This is a genomic window from Bradyrhizobium sp. 172, from assembly GCF_023101065.1.
Classification (GTDB): domain Bacteria; phylum Pseudomonadota; class Alphaproteobacteria; order Rhizobiales; family Xanthobacteraceae; genus Bradyrhizobium; species Bradyrhizobium canariense_D.
The window spans coordinates 2,937,698-2,956,873 of the sequence record NZ_CP064701.1; the positions used below are offsets into that span (position 1 = coordinate 2,937,698).

At 64.1% G+C, this 19,176-nt stretch carries 14 protein-coding genes and 1 riboswitch; of the genes, 6 read left to right on the forward strand and 8 right to left on the reverse strand.

Going from position 1 to position 19,176, the window contains the following annotated elements; translation table 11 throughout:
* Positions 1 to 409 precede the first annotated feature (409 nt).
* Positions 410 to 577, reverse strand: a complete 168-nt coding sequence (locus tag IVB07_RS13955) for a hypothetical protein (protein ID WP_247361847.1) — start codon at positions 575 to 577, stop codon at positions 410 to 412.
* 264 nt (positions 578 to 841) lie between these two features.
* Here IVB07_RS13955 and recA point away from each other — a divergent pair, with 264 nt between their 5' ends.
* The 3 genes from recA to IVB07_RS13970 all read left to right on the forward strand — a co-directional run bounded on the left by recA (position 842) and on the right by IVB07_RS13970 (position 4,021).
* Positions 842 to 1,930, forward strand: coding sequence for a recombinase RecA (gene recA / locus IVB07_RS13960; protein ID WP_026233157.1), 1,089 nt, complete (start codon positions 842 to 844; stop codon positions 1,928 to 1,930).
* Positions 1,931 to 2,033: 103 nt separating this feature from the next.
* Positions 2,034 to 2,972, forward strand: a complete 939-nt coding sequence (locus IVB07_RS13965) for a hypothetical protein (RefSeq protein ID WP_247361850.1) — start codon at positions 2,034 to 2,036, stop codon at positions 2,970 to 2,972.
* 56 nt (positions 2,973 to 3,028) lie between these two features.
* Complete coding sequence (locus tag IVB07_RS13970) at positions 3,029 to 4,021, forward strand: hypothetical protein (RefSeq protein WP_247361852.1); 993 nt, start codon at positions 3,029 to 3,031, stop codon at positions 4,019 to 4,021.
* Positions 4,022 to 4,154: 133 nt separating this feature from the next.
* On the opposite strand, the gene gcvP is transcribed toward IVB07_RS13970, so the two are convergent.
* From gcvP to gcvT, 3 genes are all read right to left on the reverse strand, one after another.
* Positions 4,155 to 7,019 (reverse strand): aminomethyl-transferring glycine dehydrogenase, encoded by a 2,865-nt coding sequence (gene gcvP / locus IVB07_RS13975; RefSeq protein ID WP_247364626.1) that lies wholly within the window; start codon positions 7,017 to 7,019, stop codon positions 4,155 to 4,157.
* 157 nt (positions 7,020 to 7,176) lie between these two features.
* Positions 7,177 to 7,545 carry a glycine cleavage system protein GcvH gene (gcvH, locus tag IVB07_RS13980; RefSeq protein ID WP_085349374.1) on the reverse strand — a complete coding sequence of 123 codons (369 nt, stop codon included), beginning with the start codon at positions 7,543 to 7,545 and terminating at the stop codon, positions 7,177 to 7,179.
* An 11-nt stretch (positions 7,546 to 7,556) separates the two neighbouring features.
* Complete coding sequence (gene gcvT / locus IVB07_RS13985) at positions 7,557 to 8,705, reverse strand: glycine cleavage system aminomethyltransferase GcvT (protein ID WP_247297248.1); 1,149 nt, start codon at positions 8,703 to 8,705, stop codon at positions 7,557 to 7,559.
* Between the two features lie 159 nt (positions 8,706 to 8,864).
* Positions 8,865 to 8,954: riboswitch (glycine riboswitch) on the reverse strand.
* Between the two features lie 222 nt (positions 8,955 to 9,176).
* Between gcvT and alaS the strand changes: the two genes are divergently transcribed.
* Positions 9,177 to 11,870, forward strand: a complete 2,694-nt coding sequence (gene alaS, locus IVB07_RS13990; protein ID WP_247297250.1) for an alanine--tRNA ligase — start codon at positions 9,177 to 9,179, stop codon at positions 11,868 to 11,870.
* 4 nt (positions 11,871 to 11,874) lie between these two features.
* Complete coding sequence (locus IVB07_RS13995) at positions 11,875 to 13,101, forward strand: cyclic nucleotide-gated ion channel (protein WP_247361856.1); 1,227 nt, start codon at positions 11,875 to 11,877, stop codon at positions 13,099 to 13,101.
* 4 nt (positions 13,102 to 13,105) lie between these two features.
* Here IVB07_RS13995 and IVB07_RS14000 read toward each other — a convergent pair whose 3' ends face one another.
* Both IVB07_RS14000 and IVB07_RS14005 read right to left on the reverse strand, forming a co-directional pair.
* The gene (locus IVB07_RS14000) at positions 13,106 to 13,600 is read right to left on the reverse strand and encodes a DUF3455 domain-containing protein (protein WP_247337317.1); all 495 of its coding nucleotides are present in this window, start codon (positions 13,598 to 13,600) and stop codon (positions 13,106 to 13,108) included.
* Positions 13,601 to 13,699: 99 nt separating this feature from the next.
* Positions 13,700 to 14,914 carry an NADP-dependent isocitrate dehydrogenase gene (locus IVB07_RS14005; protein WP_018456365.1) on the reverse strand — a complete coding sequence of 405 codons (1,215 nt, stop codon included), beginning with the start codon at positions 14,912 to 14,914 and terminating at the stop codon, positions 13,700 to 13,702.
* Positions 14,915 to 15,271: 357 nt separating this feature from the next.
* Between IVB07_RS14005 and IVB07_RS14010 the strand changes: the two genes are divergently transcribed.
* Complete coding sequence (locus IVB07_RS14010; protein ID WP_247297255.1) at positions 15,272 to 16,471, forward strand: TrmJ/YjtD family RNA methyltransferase; 1,200 nt, start codon at positions 15,272 to 15,274, stop codon at positions 16,469 to 16,471.
* Positions 16,472 to 16,531: 60 nt separating this feature from the next.
* On the opposite strand, the gene IVB07_RS14015 is transcribed toward IVB07_RS14010, so the two are convergent.
* Complete coding sequence (locus IVB07_RS14015; protein WP_247361859.1) at positions 16,532 to 18,235, reverse strand: amidohydrolase; 1,704 nt, start codon at positions 18,233 to 18,235, stop codon at positions 16,532 to 16,534.
* Between the two features lie 171 nt (positions 18,236 to 18,406).
* Entirely contained in the window at positions 18,407 to 19,156 is a 750-nt protein-coding gene (locus IVB07_RS14020) for a hypothetical protein (protein ID WP_247297259.1), read from the reverse strand.
* Positions 19,157 to 19,176: the final 20 nt, after the last annotated feature.

Genomic DNA, 19,176 nt, shown 5'->3' on the forward strand with positions numbered 1-19,176 from the left:
GGCGAGATTTCGCGGCGACGGTGCTGCCATGGGGGAAACGTGGCGTGCCGGCAACGGGGTGGCATCATGGACAACGTAGAGCGGTCATTCGCCGCCGCGACGGCGGCTGGCTTCGTCGTGCTGGTGATCGGCATCGGGTTGCTGGTTCTGCTGTAGGCGCTGTTGGAGCGGGAGATGGCTCCGAGGGTGGAAAGGCCCGTGCGCGCCTTTCAAAAACGCGAAAACAATCCCATGCACAGTAGCGTGCCTACAAATTTCCCCGCTCAATCAATGGCTTATTGGTAGTATTTAGATACCACATTTCCTCGGACTCGCCTTCCACGGCCACTCCGAATCCCGATTCGCGTGCCGAGTCCCTGAGATCAACGGGCGGCCGCTCCGGCACCGTCTCCAGCGCGGTCCCAGCGGCCTAATGAACCTTGATCGCGCCCAGCGGCAAACGGAGTTCGGCGGCACGCTCTTCGCGGTCTTTCTTGCGGAACTCGTTTTCCTTGCGCTCGAACTTGCTCAGCTCCTCCCGCACCGCCTCCAGCAGCGGAGTGCGCCGGGTCGTATCGTGATGCGTGTTGTCCGTCATGACTGAAGTCCCCTCAGTTGCGGTCCCATCCAAGAGTCCATCCAGGAGAAGGCCGCAGACCGCGAAAGGTTCGGTGCCGCAGGATGACGGAATTCTGACGGTGTGCGGGTCATCCGTCTTTGATGCGCGTCAGCCAGAGCGTGCAAATTCCCAAAAGAACATATTGCGAACCTAGAACAAATAGGGTACATTGTTTTTATCGCCGCGCCGCCTCGCCAATCGTTTGTCCCTCACGCGAATCCTCGTCATAAGGAGCACGACCCGATGTCCACCACTGCCCTGCGTATCGTCGAAGGATCCTCCATGGACAAGAGTAAAGCTCTCGCCGCCGCGCTCTCCCAGATCGAGCGTCAGTTCGGCAAGGGCTCGGTGATGAAGCTCGGCAAGAACGACCGTTCGATGGATGTCGAGGCGGTCTCTTCGGGCTCGTTGGGGCTCGATATCGCGCTCGGGATCGGCGGCCTGCCGAAGGGGCGCGTCGTGGAGATCTACGGGCCGGAATCCTCGGGCAAGACCACGCTGGCGCTGCACACGGTGGCGGAAGGGCAGAAGAAGGGCGGCATCTGCGCCTTCATCGACGCCGAGCACGCGCTCGACCCGGTCTATGCGCGCAAGCTGGGCGTCAATATCGACGAGCTCCTGATCTCCCAGCCGGACACCGGCGAGCAGGCGCTGGAAATCTGCGACACGCTGGTGCGCTCCGGCGCGGTCGACGTGCTGGTGATCGATTCGGTCGCGGCGCTGGTGCCGAAGGCCGAGCTCGAGGGCGAGATGGGCGATGCGCTGCCGGGTCTGCAGGCGCGTCTGATGAGCCAGGCGCTGCGCAAGCTGACGGCGTCCATCAACAAGTCCAATACCATGGTGATCTTCATCAACCAGATCCGCATGAAGATCGGCGTGATGTACGGCTCGCCGGAGACCACCACCGGCGGCAACGCGCTGAAATTCTATGCTTCCGTCCGCCTCGACATCCGCCGCATCGGCGCGATCAAGGAGCGTGACGAAGTGGTCGGCAACACCACGCGCGTCAAGGTCGTCAAGAACAAGCTGGCGCCGCCGTTCAAGCAGGTCGAGTTCGACATCATGTACGGCGAGGGCGTCTCCAAGATGGGCGAGATCCTCGATCTCGGCGTCAAGGCCGGCATCGTCGAAAAATCCGGCGCATGGTTCTCCTACGACAGCCAGCGTCTTGGCCAGGGCCGCGAGAATTCGAAAGCGTTCCTGAAGGCCAACCCCGACATCACCGCCAAGATCGAGACCTCGATCCGCCAGAACTCCGGCCTGATCGCCGAGCAGATTCTCGCCGGCAGCCCCGAGCGTGACGCCGACGGCGAGGAGCCGGCGGACGAGTAAGCTTCAGCAGTAAAGTTTTTCGCGAGGAGCGGGCGCTGAGGACGTTGAGTTGCCGACGTCTTCGGCGCCTGTTTCGTTTGGCGTGGGGGCACCGGGTGGTGCGATGAAGCGTCTGATCTTGACCAGTTCGTCCGGAGGCCAGCTCGCACGATCCGGGTTGGCGGAGCTTGTCATCTCATCCTCGTTTCACTTTGAGTGGGGACCGCTGCCCTCACCCGAGAAGCTCGCAGCCTATTTCGCGGCGCGTTCGGCGAATCTCGGGCCGGGTGATCATTGGTCCGATTGGGGCATCCGCTGGCCCAAGGGTATCAAGGACCGCAAAGACTTGTCCCTGGCAGACTTCTGCGAGCGATATGACGTGGTTGAACTTTGGTTCGACCCAGCTCCCCGGGATCAATTGCAGCTCGTCTGCCTGCTGGACCACCTCAGCTCCTGCTCCTCGCTGGTGCCAAAGCTTCGACTTCGACTTGTGTCATCCGAGCTGACGACAGCACACGGCGAGGATCTCGCTGCGTCCGAGCCGCACATCCATGTCGTGCCTGTTAGGGCCCAGGAGTTCGAGACTGCCCGGTTGGCGTGGTCGGCCTACCGTGCGATGACCCCTGAGGCGTGCGTCGATCTCCTTCACCAGGATCTCAGTGCATTGCTGATGCTGCGCCCGGCCTTGCTAGGTCTCTTGGCAGAACTGCCGTCGCCTTTCACGGGTCTCGGTGCGACCGAGATGCGATTTCTGGAGCTCCTTGCCAGAGGGTTTGCAAACACGAATGCGTTGTTTCACCTGCGCTCGCAACGGCGCACATATGTGTTCGGAGAATTTGAGTTGGGTTCGTTGCTCGAGGGGCTCGCGCTCGGCCCCAAGCCCGTAGTGGCCGGGTTGGGCGACGAACTGCGCACGATCGATCGCGAAAATTTAAGAGCTCGGCACGAGGTCTATCTCCGCAGCCGGTTGTCGTTGACCGAGTTCGGCAGGGCCGTCCTGGCCCATCAGGAAGATTTCAGTCGCCACAATCCGATCGACCGCTGGGGGGCGGCACGCACCTGACCAATGATCGGCTGTGGCGTTACGGTAATGTTTTGACGAAGCCTTGAGGCCACGGCATGACGCGGCTCATTGTCACGACCGACTCGTCCATCGCCGGCGCTATTGAACAGGCGGGCCTTGCCGACCTCGTGATTGCCATCGAGCGCCGGCTGGTCTGGGGACCGTTGCCAGCCGATGCAGAGCTGGACGCATTCTTTGCGCCGCGTACGACACAGCCCCGCGGGCTTCACTGGCTCGACGATACGCCGTCCTGGCGTCTCGAGGAATCAGGCGTGAAGGATCGAGGACTGATTGAACTGCTCGCGGAATATGACACGGTCGAGTTTTGGCGAGGGCCGGAGCCAAATGCGCAATTGATCCTGCTCTGGCTGCTCGATCATTGGGGCCGCCAACACGATGCAAATCCCGACTTTGTCGTGCGCTCCCTGTTCTTGGGTGTCAGGGATGTCGACCCACCGCGAAGCGAACTCTACCCGCCGGCTGTTGCGATCACACCTCGTCAACTCAAATCGGCCAAGCGTGCATGGCGGGCCTATCGCGCGCCGACCCCGCAAAGTTGGAGGGATCTCTTCAAGACCAATTTGAGCTGTTTGCCACAACTCGCCTCTCACGTGAGGGCTCTGCTCAACGAACTTCCGCGTCCCGCCTCAGGCCTTGGAGCCACGGAAGCGCGGATACTCCAGCTCATCGCGCGAGGCGGCATGCAGCCTTTCGATGTCTTTCCGGGCCATCAGAAGTGCAACGGGCTGGATGTGTATGGTTATTGGGAAGTTGGAGCGCTGCTTGACGGCCTTGCGCGGTGCGAGAGGCCGGCCGTGTCGGGACTGGATCAAGGTCCGTTTTCGCTAGAGATGCACGACGATTCAAGTCAGTTCGATCGGTACGAGCGGTCGCAATTGACGCTGACCGAGTTCGGAAAGGCGGTGTTGGGAGGCGACCAGGATTTTCGCCGGCACAACCGGATTGATCGCTGGTGGGGCGGCACTCACCTGACCAACGAGCGACTCTGGCGGTGGGACCCCGAGACCCGCTCGTTGGTTGCGCCCTAAATGCGTGTTCCGTGCCGGAGGGTGGGTTAGCGAAGTGTAGCCCACCTCTTCCATTTCGCCAGAGACAGAAGTGGTGGGTTACGCCAGCGACTGCGCTTCGCGCAGCCGGTGGCTAACCCACCCTACAAAACGGTTACTCCGCCGCCTCCGCGTAATCGCTCACCGGCGGGCAGGAGCACACCAGGTTGCGGTCGCCATAGACGTTGTCGACGCGCCCGACCGGGCTCCAGTATTTGTCGGTGCGCGAGGTGCCCGCGGGGAAGCAGCCCTCGGCGCGGGTGTAGGCGCGCTTCCAGTCGTCATCCGCGATGTCGTGCACGGTGTGCGGGGCGTGGCGGAGCGGCGACGCCTCGATCTTGAAGCGGCCGGCCTCGACCTCGGCGATTTCCTTCCGGATCGCGATCATGGCATCGCAGAAACGATCGAGCTCCGCCCTGGATTCCGATTCGGTCGGCTCGATCATCAGCGTGCCCGGCACCGGGAAGCTCATGGTCGGCGCGTGGAAGCCGTAATCGATCAGGCGCTTGGCAATGTCGTCGACGGTGACGCCTGAGGTCGTCTTCAGCGCGCGGGGGTCGACGATGCACTCATGCGCGACGCGGCCTTTCTCGTTCTTGTAGAGCACTGGGAAATGCGCATCGAGCCTTGCAGCCACGTAGTTGGCGTTGAGGATCGCGATCTCGGTGGCGCGCTTGAGGCCTTCGCCGCCCATCATCAGGATGTAGATGTAGGAGATGGTCAGGATCGAAGCCGAGCCGAACGGCGCGGCCGAGACCGGTCCCACAGGCGCTTTCCCATCTGTCGCGGGATGGCCCGGGAGGAACGGTGCGAGGTGCGCCTTGACGCCGATCGGGCCCATGCCCGGGCCGCCGCCGCCATGCGGGATGCAGAAGGTCTTGTGCAGGTTGAGATGGCTGACATCGGCGCCGTAATCGCCGGGCCTGCTAAGGCCGACCTGCGCGTTGAGGTTGGCGCCGTCGAGATAGACCTGACCGCCATGGCCATGCACGATGTCGCAGATCTCGCGGATGTGCTCCTCGAACACGCCATGGGTCGAGGGATAGGTGATCATGACCGCGGCGAGGTCGTTCGAATGCTTCTCGGCCTTGGCGCGGAGATCGTTGACGTCGACGTCGCCGTTCTTCTCGCAGGCGACCACCACCACGTCCATGCCGACCATCGCGGCCGAGGCCGGGTTGGTGCCGTGCGCGGAGGAGGGGATCAGGCAGATCTTGCGATGCGTCTCGCCACGCGCCGCGTGATAGCCGCGGATCGCGAGCAGCCCGGCATATTCGCCTTGCGCGCCCGAGTTCGGCTGCAGCGAGATCGCGTCATAGCCGGTGATGTCGCACAGCCATTTTTCCAGCCGCGCGAACAGCGCGTAGTAGCCCTTCGCCTGCTCAGGCGGGGCGAACGGATGCAGGCTGCCGAATTCCGGCCAGGTCAGCGGCATCATCTCGGTGGTCGCGTTCAGCTTCATGGTGCACGAGCCGAGCGGGATCATCGCGCGGTCGAGCGCGAGGTCGCGGTCGCTGAGCTTGCGCATGTAGCGCAGCATCTCGGTTTCCGAGCGATGCGCGTGGAAGACGGGGTGGGTGAGGAAAGAGGTCGCACGCTTGAGCGTCTCCGGCAGCGCCTCGCGCGTGGTGGCGTCGATCTCGGCGTATGCAAGCTGCCCGCCGAAGGCGCGCCAGACTGCTTCCACCGTTGCGGGCGTGGTGGTCTCGTCGAGCGCGATCCGCAATGCAGTTTCGCCAGCGCCGAGATTGATCTTCTCGGCCGCCGCGCGCGCCACGATTTCGGTACGCTTCGCCCCTGCATCCACGCTGAGCGTGTCGAAGAAACTGTCGGACTGCAGCGCAAAGCCGAGCTTGCGCAGGCCGGCAGCCAGCACCGCCGTGCGGCGATGCACATTGCGCGCGATCTGCGAAAGGCCTTCGGGGCCGTGATAGACCGCATACATCGAGGCGATCACGGCGAGCAGCACCTGCGCGGTGCAGATGTTGGAGGTCGCCTTCTCGCGGCGGATGTGCTGCTCGCGGGTCTGCAGCGCGAGGCGATAGGCCGGCATTCCGCGCGAATCCACGGAGAGGCCGACGATGCGGCCGGGCAGCGAACGCTTCAGCGCATCGCGCACCGCCATATAGGCTGCGTGCGGCCCGCCATACCCCATCGGCACGCCAAAACGTTGCGCCGATCCGATGGCGATGTCCGCGCCGAGCTCGCCGGGCGAGGCGAGCAGTGTCAGCGCCAGCAGATCGGCGGCAATGATCGCGAGTGCGCCCTTGGCCTTCAGGCTGGCGATCGCGGGCCTGAGGTCGCGCACAGCGCCTGACGAGCCCGGGTATTGCAGCAGCGCGCCAAGCACGTCCGTCTTGTCGAGATCGGTGAGGGGGTCGCCGACGACCAGGGCCCAGCCCAGCGGCTCCGCGCGGGTGCGCATCACGGCGAGCGTCTGCGGATGCACGTCCTTGTCGACGAAGAAGGCCTTTGCTTCGACCCGCGAGTGCCGCTCGGCGAGTGCCATCGCTTCGGCGGCCGCGGTGGCTTCGTCGAGCAGCGAGGCGTTGGCGACGTCGAGCCCGGTGAGGTCACAGATCATGGTCTGGAAGTTGAGCAGCGCCTCCAGCCGGCCCTGGCTGATCTCGGGCTGGTAGGGCGTGTAGGCCGTGTACCAGGCCGGGCTCTCCAAGATGTTGCGCTGGATCACCGCGGGCAGGATCGTGCCAGAATAGCCCTGGCCAATCAACGAGGTGAAGACCTGGTTCTGGGCGGCGAGTTCGGCCATATGCGCGATCGCCTCGGTCTCGCTCAAGGGCTTGCCGAGATCGAGTGGAGCAGTCTGCCGGATCGAAGCCGGCAGCGTCTGCGCCATCAGCGCGTCGACGCTGTTTGCGCCGACGGCCTCGAGCATCGCGGTGACGTCGCGCGTAGAGGGGCCGATGTGGCGGCGAACGAAGCTCGTGGTATCGCCGTTGGATTTGCGGTGCGCGGTCATCATGGGTCCTCGCTAGGAGTTGCTGTCATCGCCCGCGAAGGCGGGCGATCCAGTACGCCGCGGCCTCTCGGCTCTAGCCGAAGCGGCTGCGTTTACTGGATGCCCCGCCTTCGCGGGGCATGACAGTGAGTATGGGGAGACGGCTCGGCTCATATCTTCACGCCGTGTGGGCCTTGTACGCCGCTTCATCCATGAGGCCGCCGAGCTCGCTCTTGTCGGCCATCTTGATCTTGAAGAACCACGCATTGCCCTGCGCGTCCGAGTTCACCAGCGCCGGCTCGCTCGCGAGCTCGGGGTTGGTCTCGAGCACCTCACCGCTAACAGGCGCGTAGACGTCCGATGCGGCCTTGACCGATTCCACGACAGCGGCGGCTTCCGCCTTCTTCAGCACGCGGCCGAGCTTGGGCAATTCGACGAACACGACGTCGCCGAGCTGCGATTGCGCGTAGTCGGTGATCCCGACGGTGGCGACATCGCCGTCGATCGCGAGCCATTCGTGGTCGGAGGTGTAGAGCGTCGTGGTCATTTTCTCGGTCCTCAGCGTTTGTAGGTGTTTTTCACGAAGGGCATGGCGGCGATTTGCACGGCCAGGCGTTGGCCGCGCACCTCGGCGAAGAGTTTTGTGTCGATCGCGCTCGATGCGGTGGGCACATAGCCCATCGCGACCGGCGCATTCAGGCTCGGGCCGAAACCGCCCGAGGTGACCTTTCCGATCGGCTCGGCGGAGGTCGCATCCGCAAACAGCAGCGCGCCTTCGCGCACCGGCGCGCGGCCCTCGGTGCGCAGGCCGACGCGGCGGCGGGATGCGCCATGGTCGAAATGGGCGAGAATCTTTGCCGCGCCGGGGAAGCCCCCGCCACGCGCGCCGCCGGTGCGGCGGCTCTTCTGCACCGACCATTCCAGTGCCGCCTCGACCGGCGTGGTCGCGGTGTCGATGTCGTGGCCGTAAAGACAAAGCCCGGCCTCGAGCCGCAGGCTGTCACGGGCGCCGAGCCCGATCGGCATGACGTCAGGATTGTCCAGCAGGGCCTTGGCGAGCCGTTCGGCATCGCCGGCAGGAACCGAAATCTCGAAGCCGTCCTCGCCGGTATAGCCGGAGCGCGAGACGAAGCAGTCGAGGCCGGCAACCTTGTGCGGGCCGGAATCCATGAATTTCATGGCGGGCGCCTCTGCACATAATTTCGCCAGCGCCGATTCCCCCTTCGGCCCCTGCAGCGCGATCAGCGCGCGGTCAGCCAGCTGCTCGATGACGCAATCGTCCGAGAGATTCGCGCGCAGATGCGCCTCGTCCTCGGCCTTGCAGGCGGCGTTGACGACCAGGAAGAGGTGATCGCCGAAATTGGCGACCATCAGATCATCCAGAATCCCGCCCTCGGCATTGGTGAACTGGGCGTAGCGCTGCCGGCCAGGCGCGATCGCCAAAATATCCTGCGGCACCAGCCGTTCCAGCGCGCGGGCGGCGTCCTCGACCTTGCCGGATTTCGGCCGGAGTGCGATCTGGCCCATGTGGGAGACGTCGAACAGGCCGGCTGCGTTGCGGGTATGAAGGTGCTCCTTCAGGACTCCGGCCGGATATTGCACCGGCATGTCATAGCCGGCGAACGGCACCATCTTGCCGCCGAGCGAGACATGCAGGTCGTAAAGCGGGGTGCGTTTCAGGGAGTCTTTGTCGTCACGCGCAAGCATCGGGGGGCCCTCGGCGGTTCCCCGGGAACGATTTCCCGTGGACACCAGTCGAAGCCCCATCTGTCGCTGTGCCTGAGAGTATTATCCCGTCGGCGGACGCTGTCCGAACCTACCCTTTAAAAGGTCTTGGCCCGTCGGCGCCTCTTTCCAGATGCTGTCAAAGCCACGCGGTCCTTTTGCCTGAGAGTTTCCGGGGCGGTTGCTCCTTCGGCGCCGGCTACCAGTGCCGGTCTCTCCCGACGTGGCCGTACGATACAGATAGGTAAAGACCACAGGCCGGCCAAGCCTGTCAACGCGGCATCGGCGGCTTTCCAACGGATTACGCGACTGCGGCAACGCCTTGATCTGGTTGCACAGTTTCTGGACAGCGAAGCTGGCCTTGTCTAAAAGCGCATTGGCCCGCAGATATCAGCCCAAACTTGCGGTTTGGATGGCTGGAAGGCGGGTGCAAGCACACCCGATTGGATGAAAATGAGCGGCGTCAACGAGATCAGGTCGACCTTTCTGAATTTCTTTGCCGAGAACGGCCACGAGATCGTGTCGTCCTCGCCATTGGTGCCGCGCAACGATCCGACGTTGATGTTCACCAATGCCGGCATGGTGCAGTTCAAGAACGTCTTCACCGGCGTCGAGAAGCGGCCCTATCAGCGCGCCACCACCTCGCAGAAATGCGTGCGCGCCGGCGGCAAGCACAATGACCTCGACAATGTCGGCTACACCGCGCGCCATCTCACCTTCTTCGAGATGCTCGGCAACTTCTCCTTCGGCGACTATTTCAAGGAGCGCGCGATCGAGCTGGCCTGGACGCTCATCACGAAGGAATTCGGGCTCAAGAAAGACAAGCTGCTCGTCACGGTCTACCACACCGACGACGAGGCGGCTGGACTGTGGGAGAAGATCGCGGGCTTCTCCGACGACCGCATCATCCGCATCCCGACCTCGGACAATTTCTGGGCGATGGGCGACACCGGCCCGTGCGGGCCGTGCTCGGAGATCTTCATCGATCGCGGCGAGCACATCTGGGGCGGGCCTCCGGGCTCGCCTGAGGAGGATGGCGATCGCTTCCTCGAATTCTGGAATCTCGTCTTCATGCAGTACGAGCAGGTGACGAAGGAGGAGCGCGTGGCGCTGCCGCGTCCCTCGATCGACACCGGCATGGGGCTGGAGCGCATGGCCTGCATCATGCAGGGCGTCGATAGCGTGTTCGAGACCGACCTGTTCCGTCATTTGATCGACGCGACGGCGTCGGCGCTCGGAAGCGGACCGGACGAGAAGACCGTGGCCTCGTTCCGCGTCATCGCCGACCATCTGCGCTCGTCGGCCTTCCTCGTCGCCGACGGCGTGCTGCCCTCGAACGAGGGCCGCGGCTACGTGCTGCGCCGGATCATGCGCCGCGCGATGCGCCATGCGCAGCTGCTCGGTGCGCAAGAGCCGCTGATGCATCGCCTGGTCTGGGCGCTGGTGCGCGAGATGGGCCAAGCCTATCCGGATCTGATGCGCGCGGAAAATTTGATCGAGGAAACGCTGCGGCTGGAAGAAACCCGCTTCCGCAAGACGCTGACGCGCGGCCTCGCCATTCTCGACGAGAAGAGCGCGTCCTTGAAGAAGGGCGACATGTTCGACGGCGACGTCGCCTTCACGCTGTACGACACTTACGGCTTCCCGCTCGATTTGACGCAGGACGCGCTGAAGTCGCGCGGCATCAGCGTCGACCAGGCCTCCTTCACCGATGCGATGGAGCGTCAGAAGGCCAAGGCGCGCGAATCCTGGAAGGGGTCTGGCGAGGCGGCTTCCGAATCGATCTGGTTCCCGCTGCGTGAGAAGCTGGGCGCAACCGAATTCCTGGGCTACGAGACCGAGAGCGCTGAAGGCGTGGTCACTGCGCTGGTCAAGGACAGCAAGGAAGCCACGAGCCTCAAGGCCGGCGAGCTAGGGGCGATCGTGCTGAACCAGACGCCTTTCTACGCGGAGTCCGGCGGCCAGGTCGGTGACACCGGCGTATTGACCGGCGAGGGCGGCATCAAGTTCCGCGTCACCGACACTCAGAAGAAGCTCGGTGATTTCTTCGTTCACGTCGGCACATTGGAGAGCGGCGAGCTGAAGCTCGGCACCGCGCTGCAGCTCGAAGTGGATCACGGCAGGCGCTTTTCGATCCGCGCGCATCATTCGGCGACCCATCTCATCCACGAGGCGCTGCGCCAGGTGCTCGGCGACCACATCGCCCAGCGCGGCTCGATGGTCGCGCCGGATCGTTTACGTTTTGACTTCGTGCATCCGAAGCCGATCACGGCGGAAGAGCTCGCGCGCGTCGAGGACATCGCCAACGAGGTGGTGCTGGAGAATGACGAAGTCTCGACCCGCGTCATGGGCGTGGACGAGGCCCGTGAGGCCGGCGCACGCGCCCTGTTCGGCGAGAAATATGGCGACGAGGTTCGCGTCGTCTCGATGGGCCGGACCGCGCGCGAGCGCGGCGCCAACGCTCTCGGCTGGTCGGTCGAACTTTGCGGCGGCACGCATGTCAGGCGGACCGGCGACATCGGGCTGATCACGCTGACGGGCGAGAGCGCGGTCGCCTCCGGCGTGCGCCGCATCGAGGCTTTAACCGGCAACTACGCGCGAAAACACGCCAACGACACCATGGCGCTAGCGAAGACCGCGGCCCACGAGCTGCGCACCTCGATCGACGACGTCCCGGCGCGCATTGCCGCTCTGATGGAGGAGCGCAAGAAGCTCGAGCGCGAACTCTCCGACGCCCGCAAGAAGCTGGCGATGGGCGGCGGTGCAGCTTCGAGCAACGGCGCGGCCTCAGGTGTGCGCGAAGTCGGCGACGTCAAGCTGATGGCGCGCGCGGTCGAGGGCATCGAGATGAAGGATCTCAAGAGCCTTGCCGACGACGGCAAGAAGCAGATCGGCTCCGGCGTCGTCGCTATCGTCGGCGTCACCGAGGATGGCAAGGCCGGCGTCGTGGTCGGCGTCACCGCGGACCTCACTTCGCGTTTCAATGCGGTCAATCTGGTGAAGGTCGCCTCCGAAGCGCTCGGCGGCAAGGGCGGCGGCGGGCGGCCCGACATGGCGCAGGCCGGCGGCCCTGATGGCGAAAATGCTGCCGCGGCGCTCACGGCGATCGAAAAAGCCATGGCTGAACAAAAATCGGCCGGCGCGTAGGCAGGTGCGCCCCGTTCCGCGAGGAATTGGGCTTCGCGATCCCAATCTGAGGGATCGCCTCTACGAATTGCTGGAGCATGATCCGCTGGCCTACTCGGTCGGGTCGCGCTTCATCCAGCTGATCATCGGCGTCATCGTGCTCGATGTCGCCGCGATGATCCTTGCCTCGGTGCCGGAGCTGGACGCGCAATTCGGCGCGCTGTTTTCGGCGATCACCATCCTGTCCGTGATCGTGTTCGCGCTGGAATATGCGGCGCGGCTGTGGACCGTGGCGGGCCATACCCAGCGCGCAGCGTCCGCGCTGTCCGACCGGCTCAGCTATGTCTTCTCCGCACTCGGCATCCTCGATCTGCTCGCGTTCCTGCCGGCTGCGATCGTGCTGGCCACGGGCCGGCATGCGACGCTGGCAGCGCTCGGCGTGCTGCCGTTCTTCAAGCTGGTGCGCTACTCGCCGGCGATGCGGTCGCTGCTCGCGGCCGTGCACGCGGAGCGGCGGGCGCTGATCGGCTGCATCGTCATCCTGATCGGCGCGGTGCTGACGTTTGCCTCGCTGCTCTATGCCATCGAGCGCGACGTGCAGCCGGACAAGCTCGGAACCATTCCGCAGGCGATGTGGTGGGCGATCGTGACGCTTGGCACCGTCGGTTACGGCGACGTCGTGCCGGTGACGGCGCTCGGAAAGTTCATCTCCGTCTTCACCATCATCAGCGGCTTTGCCATGATCGCGCTGCCGGTCGCGATCATCTCGACGGCCTTTGCGGAAGAGGTGAAGCGGCGCGACTTCGTGGTCACCTGGGGCATGCTGGCGCGGGTGCCGCTGTTCTCGCATCTCAGCGCATCCGAGATCGCCGACATCATGCGGCTGCTGCGGGCGCGCACGATCGAGCAGGCCGAGATCCTGGTGCGGCGGGGCGATGCGGCTTCGTCGATGTATTTCATCACCGCCGGCGAGGTCGAGATCGCGCTGCCGAACCAGCAGGTGCGGCTCGCGGATGGCACATTCTTCGGCGAGATCGCGCTGCTGCATAAGACAAAACGCAGCGGCACGGTGACGGCGACACGCAAGAGCCGGCTGCTGGTGCTCGACGCCCAGGACTTTCACGCCTTGATCGAACGCATGCCGACGCTCGCCGCGCACGTCCACAAGACGGCAAAGGCGCGGCTGGAGGGCAGCGGCGACCTTGCAGTGGCGGAGCTGGCGCAGGTGGAGCGCGACGGCACCGACCGCTGAGGGCTCAGCCCTTCTTCAGGAAGACGTAGTCGGCCGAATAGGGCGCGCTCTTGAAGTCGCCGGCCTTGTCGCACGCGCCGTCGAGCTTGCCGCCATGGGTGTTGATGCGCTGAACCGTGGTAACGGGCGTGAGGACGCCGCTGCCGCGGTGGGCGGTCACTTCCAGCTTCAGCCAGGGAATGTCGGCGGCAGTGGTACCCGGCGCATTGCCGGCGGCCTTGGCGGCCACGGCGCTGCCGTCGGCATGCTCCCAGTTCGGTCCGGCATAGTGCCGGCCGATCGTCTTGCCCTCGGCGAGCAGGGTGGCGATCGGTTCACGAAAAGCCCAGGCGAGCTTGCCGTCGGTGCCGGCCTTGCATTCATAGACCTGCGCGCCCTCGGCGTGGACGCTGAGCACGATGCTCTCGCCGGGCGCGGCGATGGCGTCGGGAAGCGGGTCGGCGGCCACAGCCGGTCCAGCGAGCAGCAACAGGCAGGGGACGGCAAGCTTGATCGACATGGTCGCATCTCCGCGCAAAGGTCCAAATAAGCGAACGGGCCGCGTTTGCGACGCGGCCCGTGATGATGTCCGGCCCAGTCGGGCGAAATTGCGGACGGCTTACGCCGCCAGCGCCTTGCCGAGGTTCTCGGCGACCTTGTCGAGGAAGCCGGTTGTCGAGAGCCAGCGCTGGTCGGCGCCGACCAGGAGCGCGAGGTCCTTGGTCATGTAGCCTTCCTCGACAGTGTCGACGCAGACCTTCTCCAGGGTGTTGGCGAACTTGGCGAGCTCGGCATTGTTGTCGAGCTTGGCGCGGTGCGACAGGCCACGGGTCCAGGCGAAGATCGATGCGATCGAGTTGGTCGAGGTCTCCTTGCCCTTCTGATGCTCGCGGTAGTGGCGGGTCACCGTGCCGTGGGCGGCTTCGGCTTCTACCGTCTTGCCGTCGGGGGTGAGGAGAACCGAGGTCATCAGGCCGAGCGAGCCGTAGCCCTGCGCCACCGTGTCGGACTGCACGTCGCCGTCGTAGTTCTTGCAGGCCCAGACATAACCGCCGGACCATTTCAGCGCGGAGGCGACCATGTCGTCGATCAGGCGGTGCTCGTAGGTCAGGCCCTTGGCGTCGAATTCCTTCTTGAACTCGCGCTCGTAGATGTCCTGGAAGATGTCCTTGAACCGACCGTCATAGACCTTCATGATCGTGTTCTTGGTCGAGAGATAGACCGGGTAGTTACGCAGCAGGCCGTAATTCAACGATGCGCGGGCGAAGTCGATGATGGAATCGTCGAGATTGTACATCTGCATCGCGACGCCGGCGCCCGGGGTCTTGAACACTTCCTTCTCGATGACGGTGCCGTCCTCGCCGACGAACTTCATCGTCAGCGTACCCTTGCCCGGGAACTTGATGTCGGTGGCGCGATACTGGTCGCCATAGGCGTGGCGGCCGATGATGATCGGCTTGGTCCAGCCGGGAACCAGGCGCGGCACGTTCTTGCAGATGATCGGCTCGCGGAAGATCACGCCGCCGAGGATGTTGCGGATGGTGCCGTTCGGCGACTTCCACATCTGCTTGAGGTTGAACTCCTTCACCCGGGCTTCGTCCGGGGTGATCGTGGCGCACTTGACGCCGACGCCGACCTTCTTGATCGCCTCGGCGGCGTCGATCGTGACCTGATCGTTGGTGTGGTCGCGGTACTCCATTCCCAGGTCGAAATATTGCAGCTCGACATCCAGGAACGGGTTGATCAGCTTGTCCTTGATGTACTGCCAGATGATCCGGGTCATCTCGTCGCCATCGAGTTCGACGACGGGGTTGGACACCTTGATTTTTGCCATGATCGGGGAAGCCTCTTGGGAACGGCGCTTGTGGCGCGCCACGGGAATATCCGCCGCCTCTTAGCACCGGGACGCGGCCGGCGAAAGCCAAGGGATTATGCACTTTTAGCTCATCCAGCCTCCGCAGATGGGGGGCGGGAGCAGCCCTGCCGCGGGGACCGGGCTGAGGTTTCAGGCGAGATTCAAAAGTCGAATCCAACCCGTTATTTCCCTTGAGAATTTCGTCAGGACAGGCAAACGACAGGCGAACGGGCGCCGGCCCAAGACCGAGGTCAGACCAGGTCAGGACCGGCCTTGAATCAATTCATGAAGAGCGCCTGTCCAAGACCTTGAGAACCAGTGTGAAAGCGAAGCGAGATGTCCGGGACTGACAAGAGCAAAGCGGGCCTTTCTCTCGACGGTCCCATCGTGATCCTGGTCGAGCCGCAGCTGGGCGAAAACATCGGCATGGCCGCGCGCGCCATGGGCAATTTCGCGCTGAGCCGATTGCGCATCGTCAACCCTCGCGATGGCTGGCCCAACATCGCCGCCCAGCGCGCCGCCGCCGGGGCCGACTATATTCTGGACAAGGTCGAATTGTTTGACACGGTCGGTGAGGCCGTCGCCGACCTCGACCTGCTGTTCGCCACCACCGCGCGTCCCCACGACCAGGCCAAGCCGGTGGTGGGACCGGAAGCCGCAGCTAGCGAGATTTCCGGGCACGCCGCCGCCGGCGGCAAGGCCGGTATCCTGTTCGGCCGGGAGCGCTGGGGCCTGACCAATGAGGAGGTCGGGCTCGCCAACCGCATCATTACGTTCCCGGTCAATCCGGGCTTTGCCTCGCTCAACCTCGCCCAAGCGGTGCTGCTGGTCGGCTACGAATGGTTCAAGCGGGCGACCTCCGGCGAGCTGCCGCACGCCATGCCGGAGCGCTCCGAGCGCGCCTCGCAGCACCAGATGCAGGCCTTCTTCGACAATCTCATCCGCGAACTCGACCGGGTCGAATTTCTGCGCCCGGCCGAGAAGCGCGACACCATGCTGGTGAACCTGCGCAACATCTTCACCCGGATGGAGCCGACCAAACAGGACATGCACACCCTGCACGGCGTGGTGATGGCGATCGCGGAGGGACGGAAAGGACCGGCCAAGGGCGGCGTGCTCGACGGCGAGCAGGCAACGCGCCTGCGCGCGCTGTTGGCCGAGCACGGGCAGGGTGGCGGCGTGCCCGACAGCGGCTCCACCGTGCGCGGCCTCGCCCGTCTGCTCCGCCGCAACCCAACCGATGCCGAGCGGCTGCTTTGGCAGGCCCTTACACGCGACCGCCGCTTCGCAGGCCAGTTCAAGCGCCAGACTCCTGTGGGGCGGCATATCCCGGACTTCGTCTCGTTCCCGCACCGGATCGCGATCGAACTGGTGAACACGGGCGAGAACGAGACGATCGTCGCGGATCGCGCGTCGCGGCGGGCGTGGCTCGAGGCGCGCGATTATCGCGTGATCGAGATGCGGGCTGCGGACGTGGAGCGGGATCTCGAGGCGGAGCTGGTACGGTTGCAGGGGATGATCGAGCAGAGCGTGTAGATTTCGTCGGGAAGCAGAGCGAATGGTCGCTGTCGCTCACCTTGGCCGATCAGGGCCGGTTCAGCGCTGGAAGACCACCTTGCCGCCGACCAGGGTCAGGTCCACCTTGATGTCCTTGATCTGCTCCTCCGGCACGGCCGCGTAGTCAGCAGAGAGCACCACGATGTCCGCCAGCTTTCCGGGCTCAATGGTCCCTTTGCGCGCTTCATCGAACGTATAACGCGAAGCCGCGCTGCTGTAGAGCCGGAGGGCCTGCTCGCGCGTGATGGTTTCTGCCGAGCCGTAGACGTTTCCGTTGGGGTCCTTCCTGGTGACCATGATGTACATGTTGAGGAAGGGGTTGATCGGGTTGACCGGAAAATCCGTCCCGGCGCCGAGGCTGTTGAGCCCCATTTTTTCGATCAACGTCCTAGTCGGCACGGCGCGGTCGGCGGTTGCTTTCCCGAGAAATCGTTCGACGGTCGCTGCCTTATCCCACATGAAAACGTTCTGGAAATCTATGCGGACTCCCAGTCTTTGCGCACGCTCCATCTGTTCTGGCCGGATCAGGCTGGCGTGGATGAGGACGAAGCGACGGTCGCGGATCGATTTTTCTTTATCCGCTGCCTCGAAGGCATCGAGCACCTGGTCAATACCCAGATCGCCCACCACGTGGACACCGACACGCCAGTCATAACGGTTGCAGACGGAGATGAGTTGCTTCAGCCGCTCGGGAGTCTGCTGCGTGATGCCGTGATAGTTGTCGTGTGAATCGGGATACACGTCACGCATGAGCGCTGTCTTCAGCGTCATGCCGCCGTCGTAAAAGATCTTGATGCCCGCGAACTTGAGCCAATCGTCGCCGAAGCCTGATGAGGCCCCATTGCCTGACATGATCGCTTCCCATGCCGTCACATCGGCTGGGGGCTCCGGTCGAAACATCACGCCGGTGCGCAAAGTGGCTTTCCCGGCTGCGACAAGCTTCTGCAGCGTGCGGACATCGCGCGGCTCTGTTGCGCCTTCGATCACACTGGTGATGCCGAAGCTGTTCAGCACACCTTCGGCGATGGTGAATTGCCGCATTTCGTCGTCTTCTGTCCAGGGTGGTATGGCCTTCTCGACCCGATCGATCGCCGTCTCCACGAGCACGCCGGTCAATTCACCGGCTGCGTCGCGTTCAAACTTTCCACCACTCGGATCCGAGGTGGTCTTGTCGACACCGACCACTTGTAGAGCCATGGTGTTCGCCATCGAGAAATGCCCGACGGTGCGAAGATAGACCGGGTTGTTCGGAGCAACGCTATCGATCTCCTGCCTCGTGAGATAGCGCTTCTCGGCCAATTGCGAGGGCGGGTGCCACGCGCCACCTACAATCCACTCACCCGGCTTCTTCTTGGTGACGAACGATTTGATGGCCTCGAGCGCGTCCGCAACGGTCTTGGCTCGGCCCAGGGTTACGACATAGTCGCCCAGACCAGCGGCCTTGAAGTGAGCGTGTGTATCGATCAATCCGGGGATGACGGTCTTGCCAGACACATCGAGCACGCGGGTCCGGGCGCCTGCAAGCGCCTTGATCGAAGCACTGGTTCCGGTCGCGATGATCTTTCCATCCGCGACGGCGACTGCCTCCGTGACGGTCGATCGGTCGTCTAAGGTCAGAACCTTGCCATTAACGAGGACCAGGTCAGGCGCATTAAGCTCCGGCTGCTGTGCCTCGGCATTTGCGACGCCAGCGATGAACATGCCCGTAGCAAGGATTGCAAATGCCTTTAACTTGCGGACCATCGCGTACCCTCTTGGATCTTTTTTGCTTGGCGACAACTGCAAGAATATCTTTGATTAAACGTGGGTTCAACGCTTCTCGAGGCTTGGCAGCGTCGCACGGTGGCCAAAGTGGAGTGCTCCCGTGGTTAGCTGGAAAGCTGGCCCTCCTGGTACCGGGCACCCATGTCCCCTCTACGAAGGACGTCCGAGCTGCACTTCGCGCTGGACCGCAATCCATGTCGCTCGCGCCACCGCCAGCAATCTCCCGGCTTCATCGTGAAGCGCAGCTTCGGCCGCGCGTTTGCGGCCGTCGCGGCCGATGGGCCAGGCCGTGATGATGCAGCGTTCTCCCGGGCGCGGGCGGGCTTCGATCCGTGCTGACATTCGCCCCAGCAGCAGCGGTGCCTTGTCGAAGCCGCCGCTCTGTGGATCGCAATTGCAGGCAAAACCGGTGGGGCAGTCGAGCGCCGACCAGAGGAATTCCGGCGCGACGAGGCCGTCGTCGGCGGCGAGATTCTGATCCGGCGTCCAGCTCGCCGCGAGAACGGCGTTGTGACCACGGAGCGCGCCGGCAAAAATGCGCAAGCCGTCGCCTTTCGCCCTTGCCGGACCGCACACGAAACATGTCGGCAATGGATGCTCGTGCGGCTTGACCGGCGTCAGCAATTCGGCGGCGCAGGCGTCCTCGAAGCTGGCTGTCTCCAGTCGCGAAAGCTCCACGCTTGCCGGCTGCCCGGTCGCGACGATCTTGTTGCCGTCGCGAAGCTCCCATGTGCCGTCGTCGGTTGCGACCGCATCGAGCGGAGTGTCCAGCGGCGGCGGCGCGCGCAGCGTTATCTCCGCGGCGCCGGGAATGTGGCGGGCGAGCCGGCCGCAGACATAGCCGCCGTTGCCGGAGTTCGGAGGACCGCAAAAGCGTTTGTCGATGATGATCTGTGTCATCGGTTTTGTTCTCTCTTTCC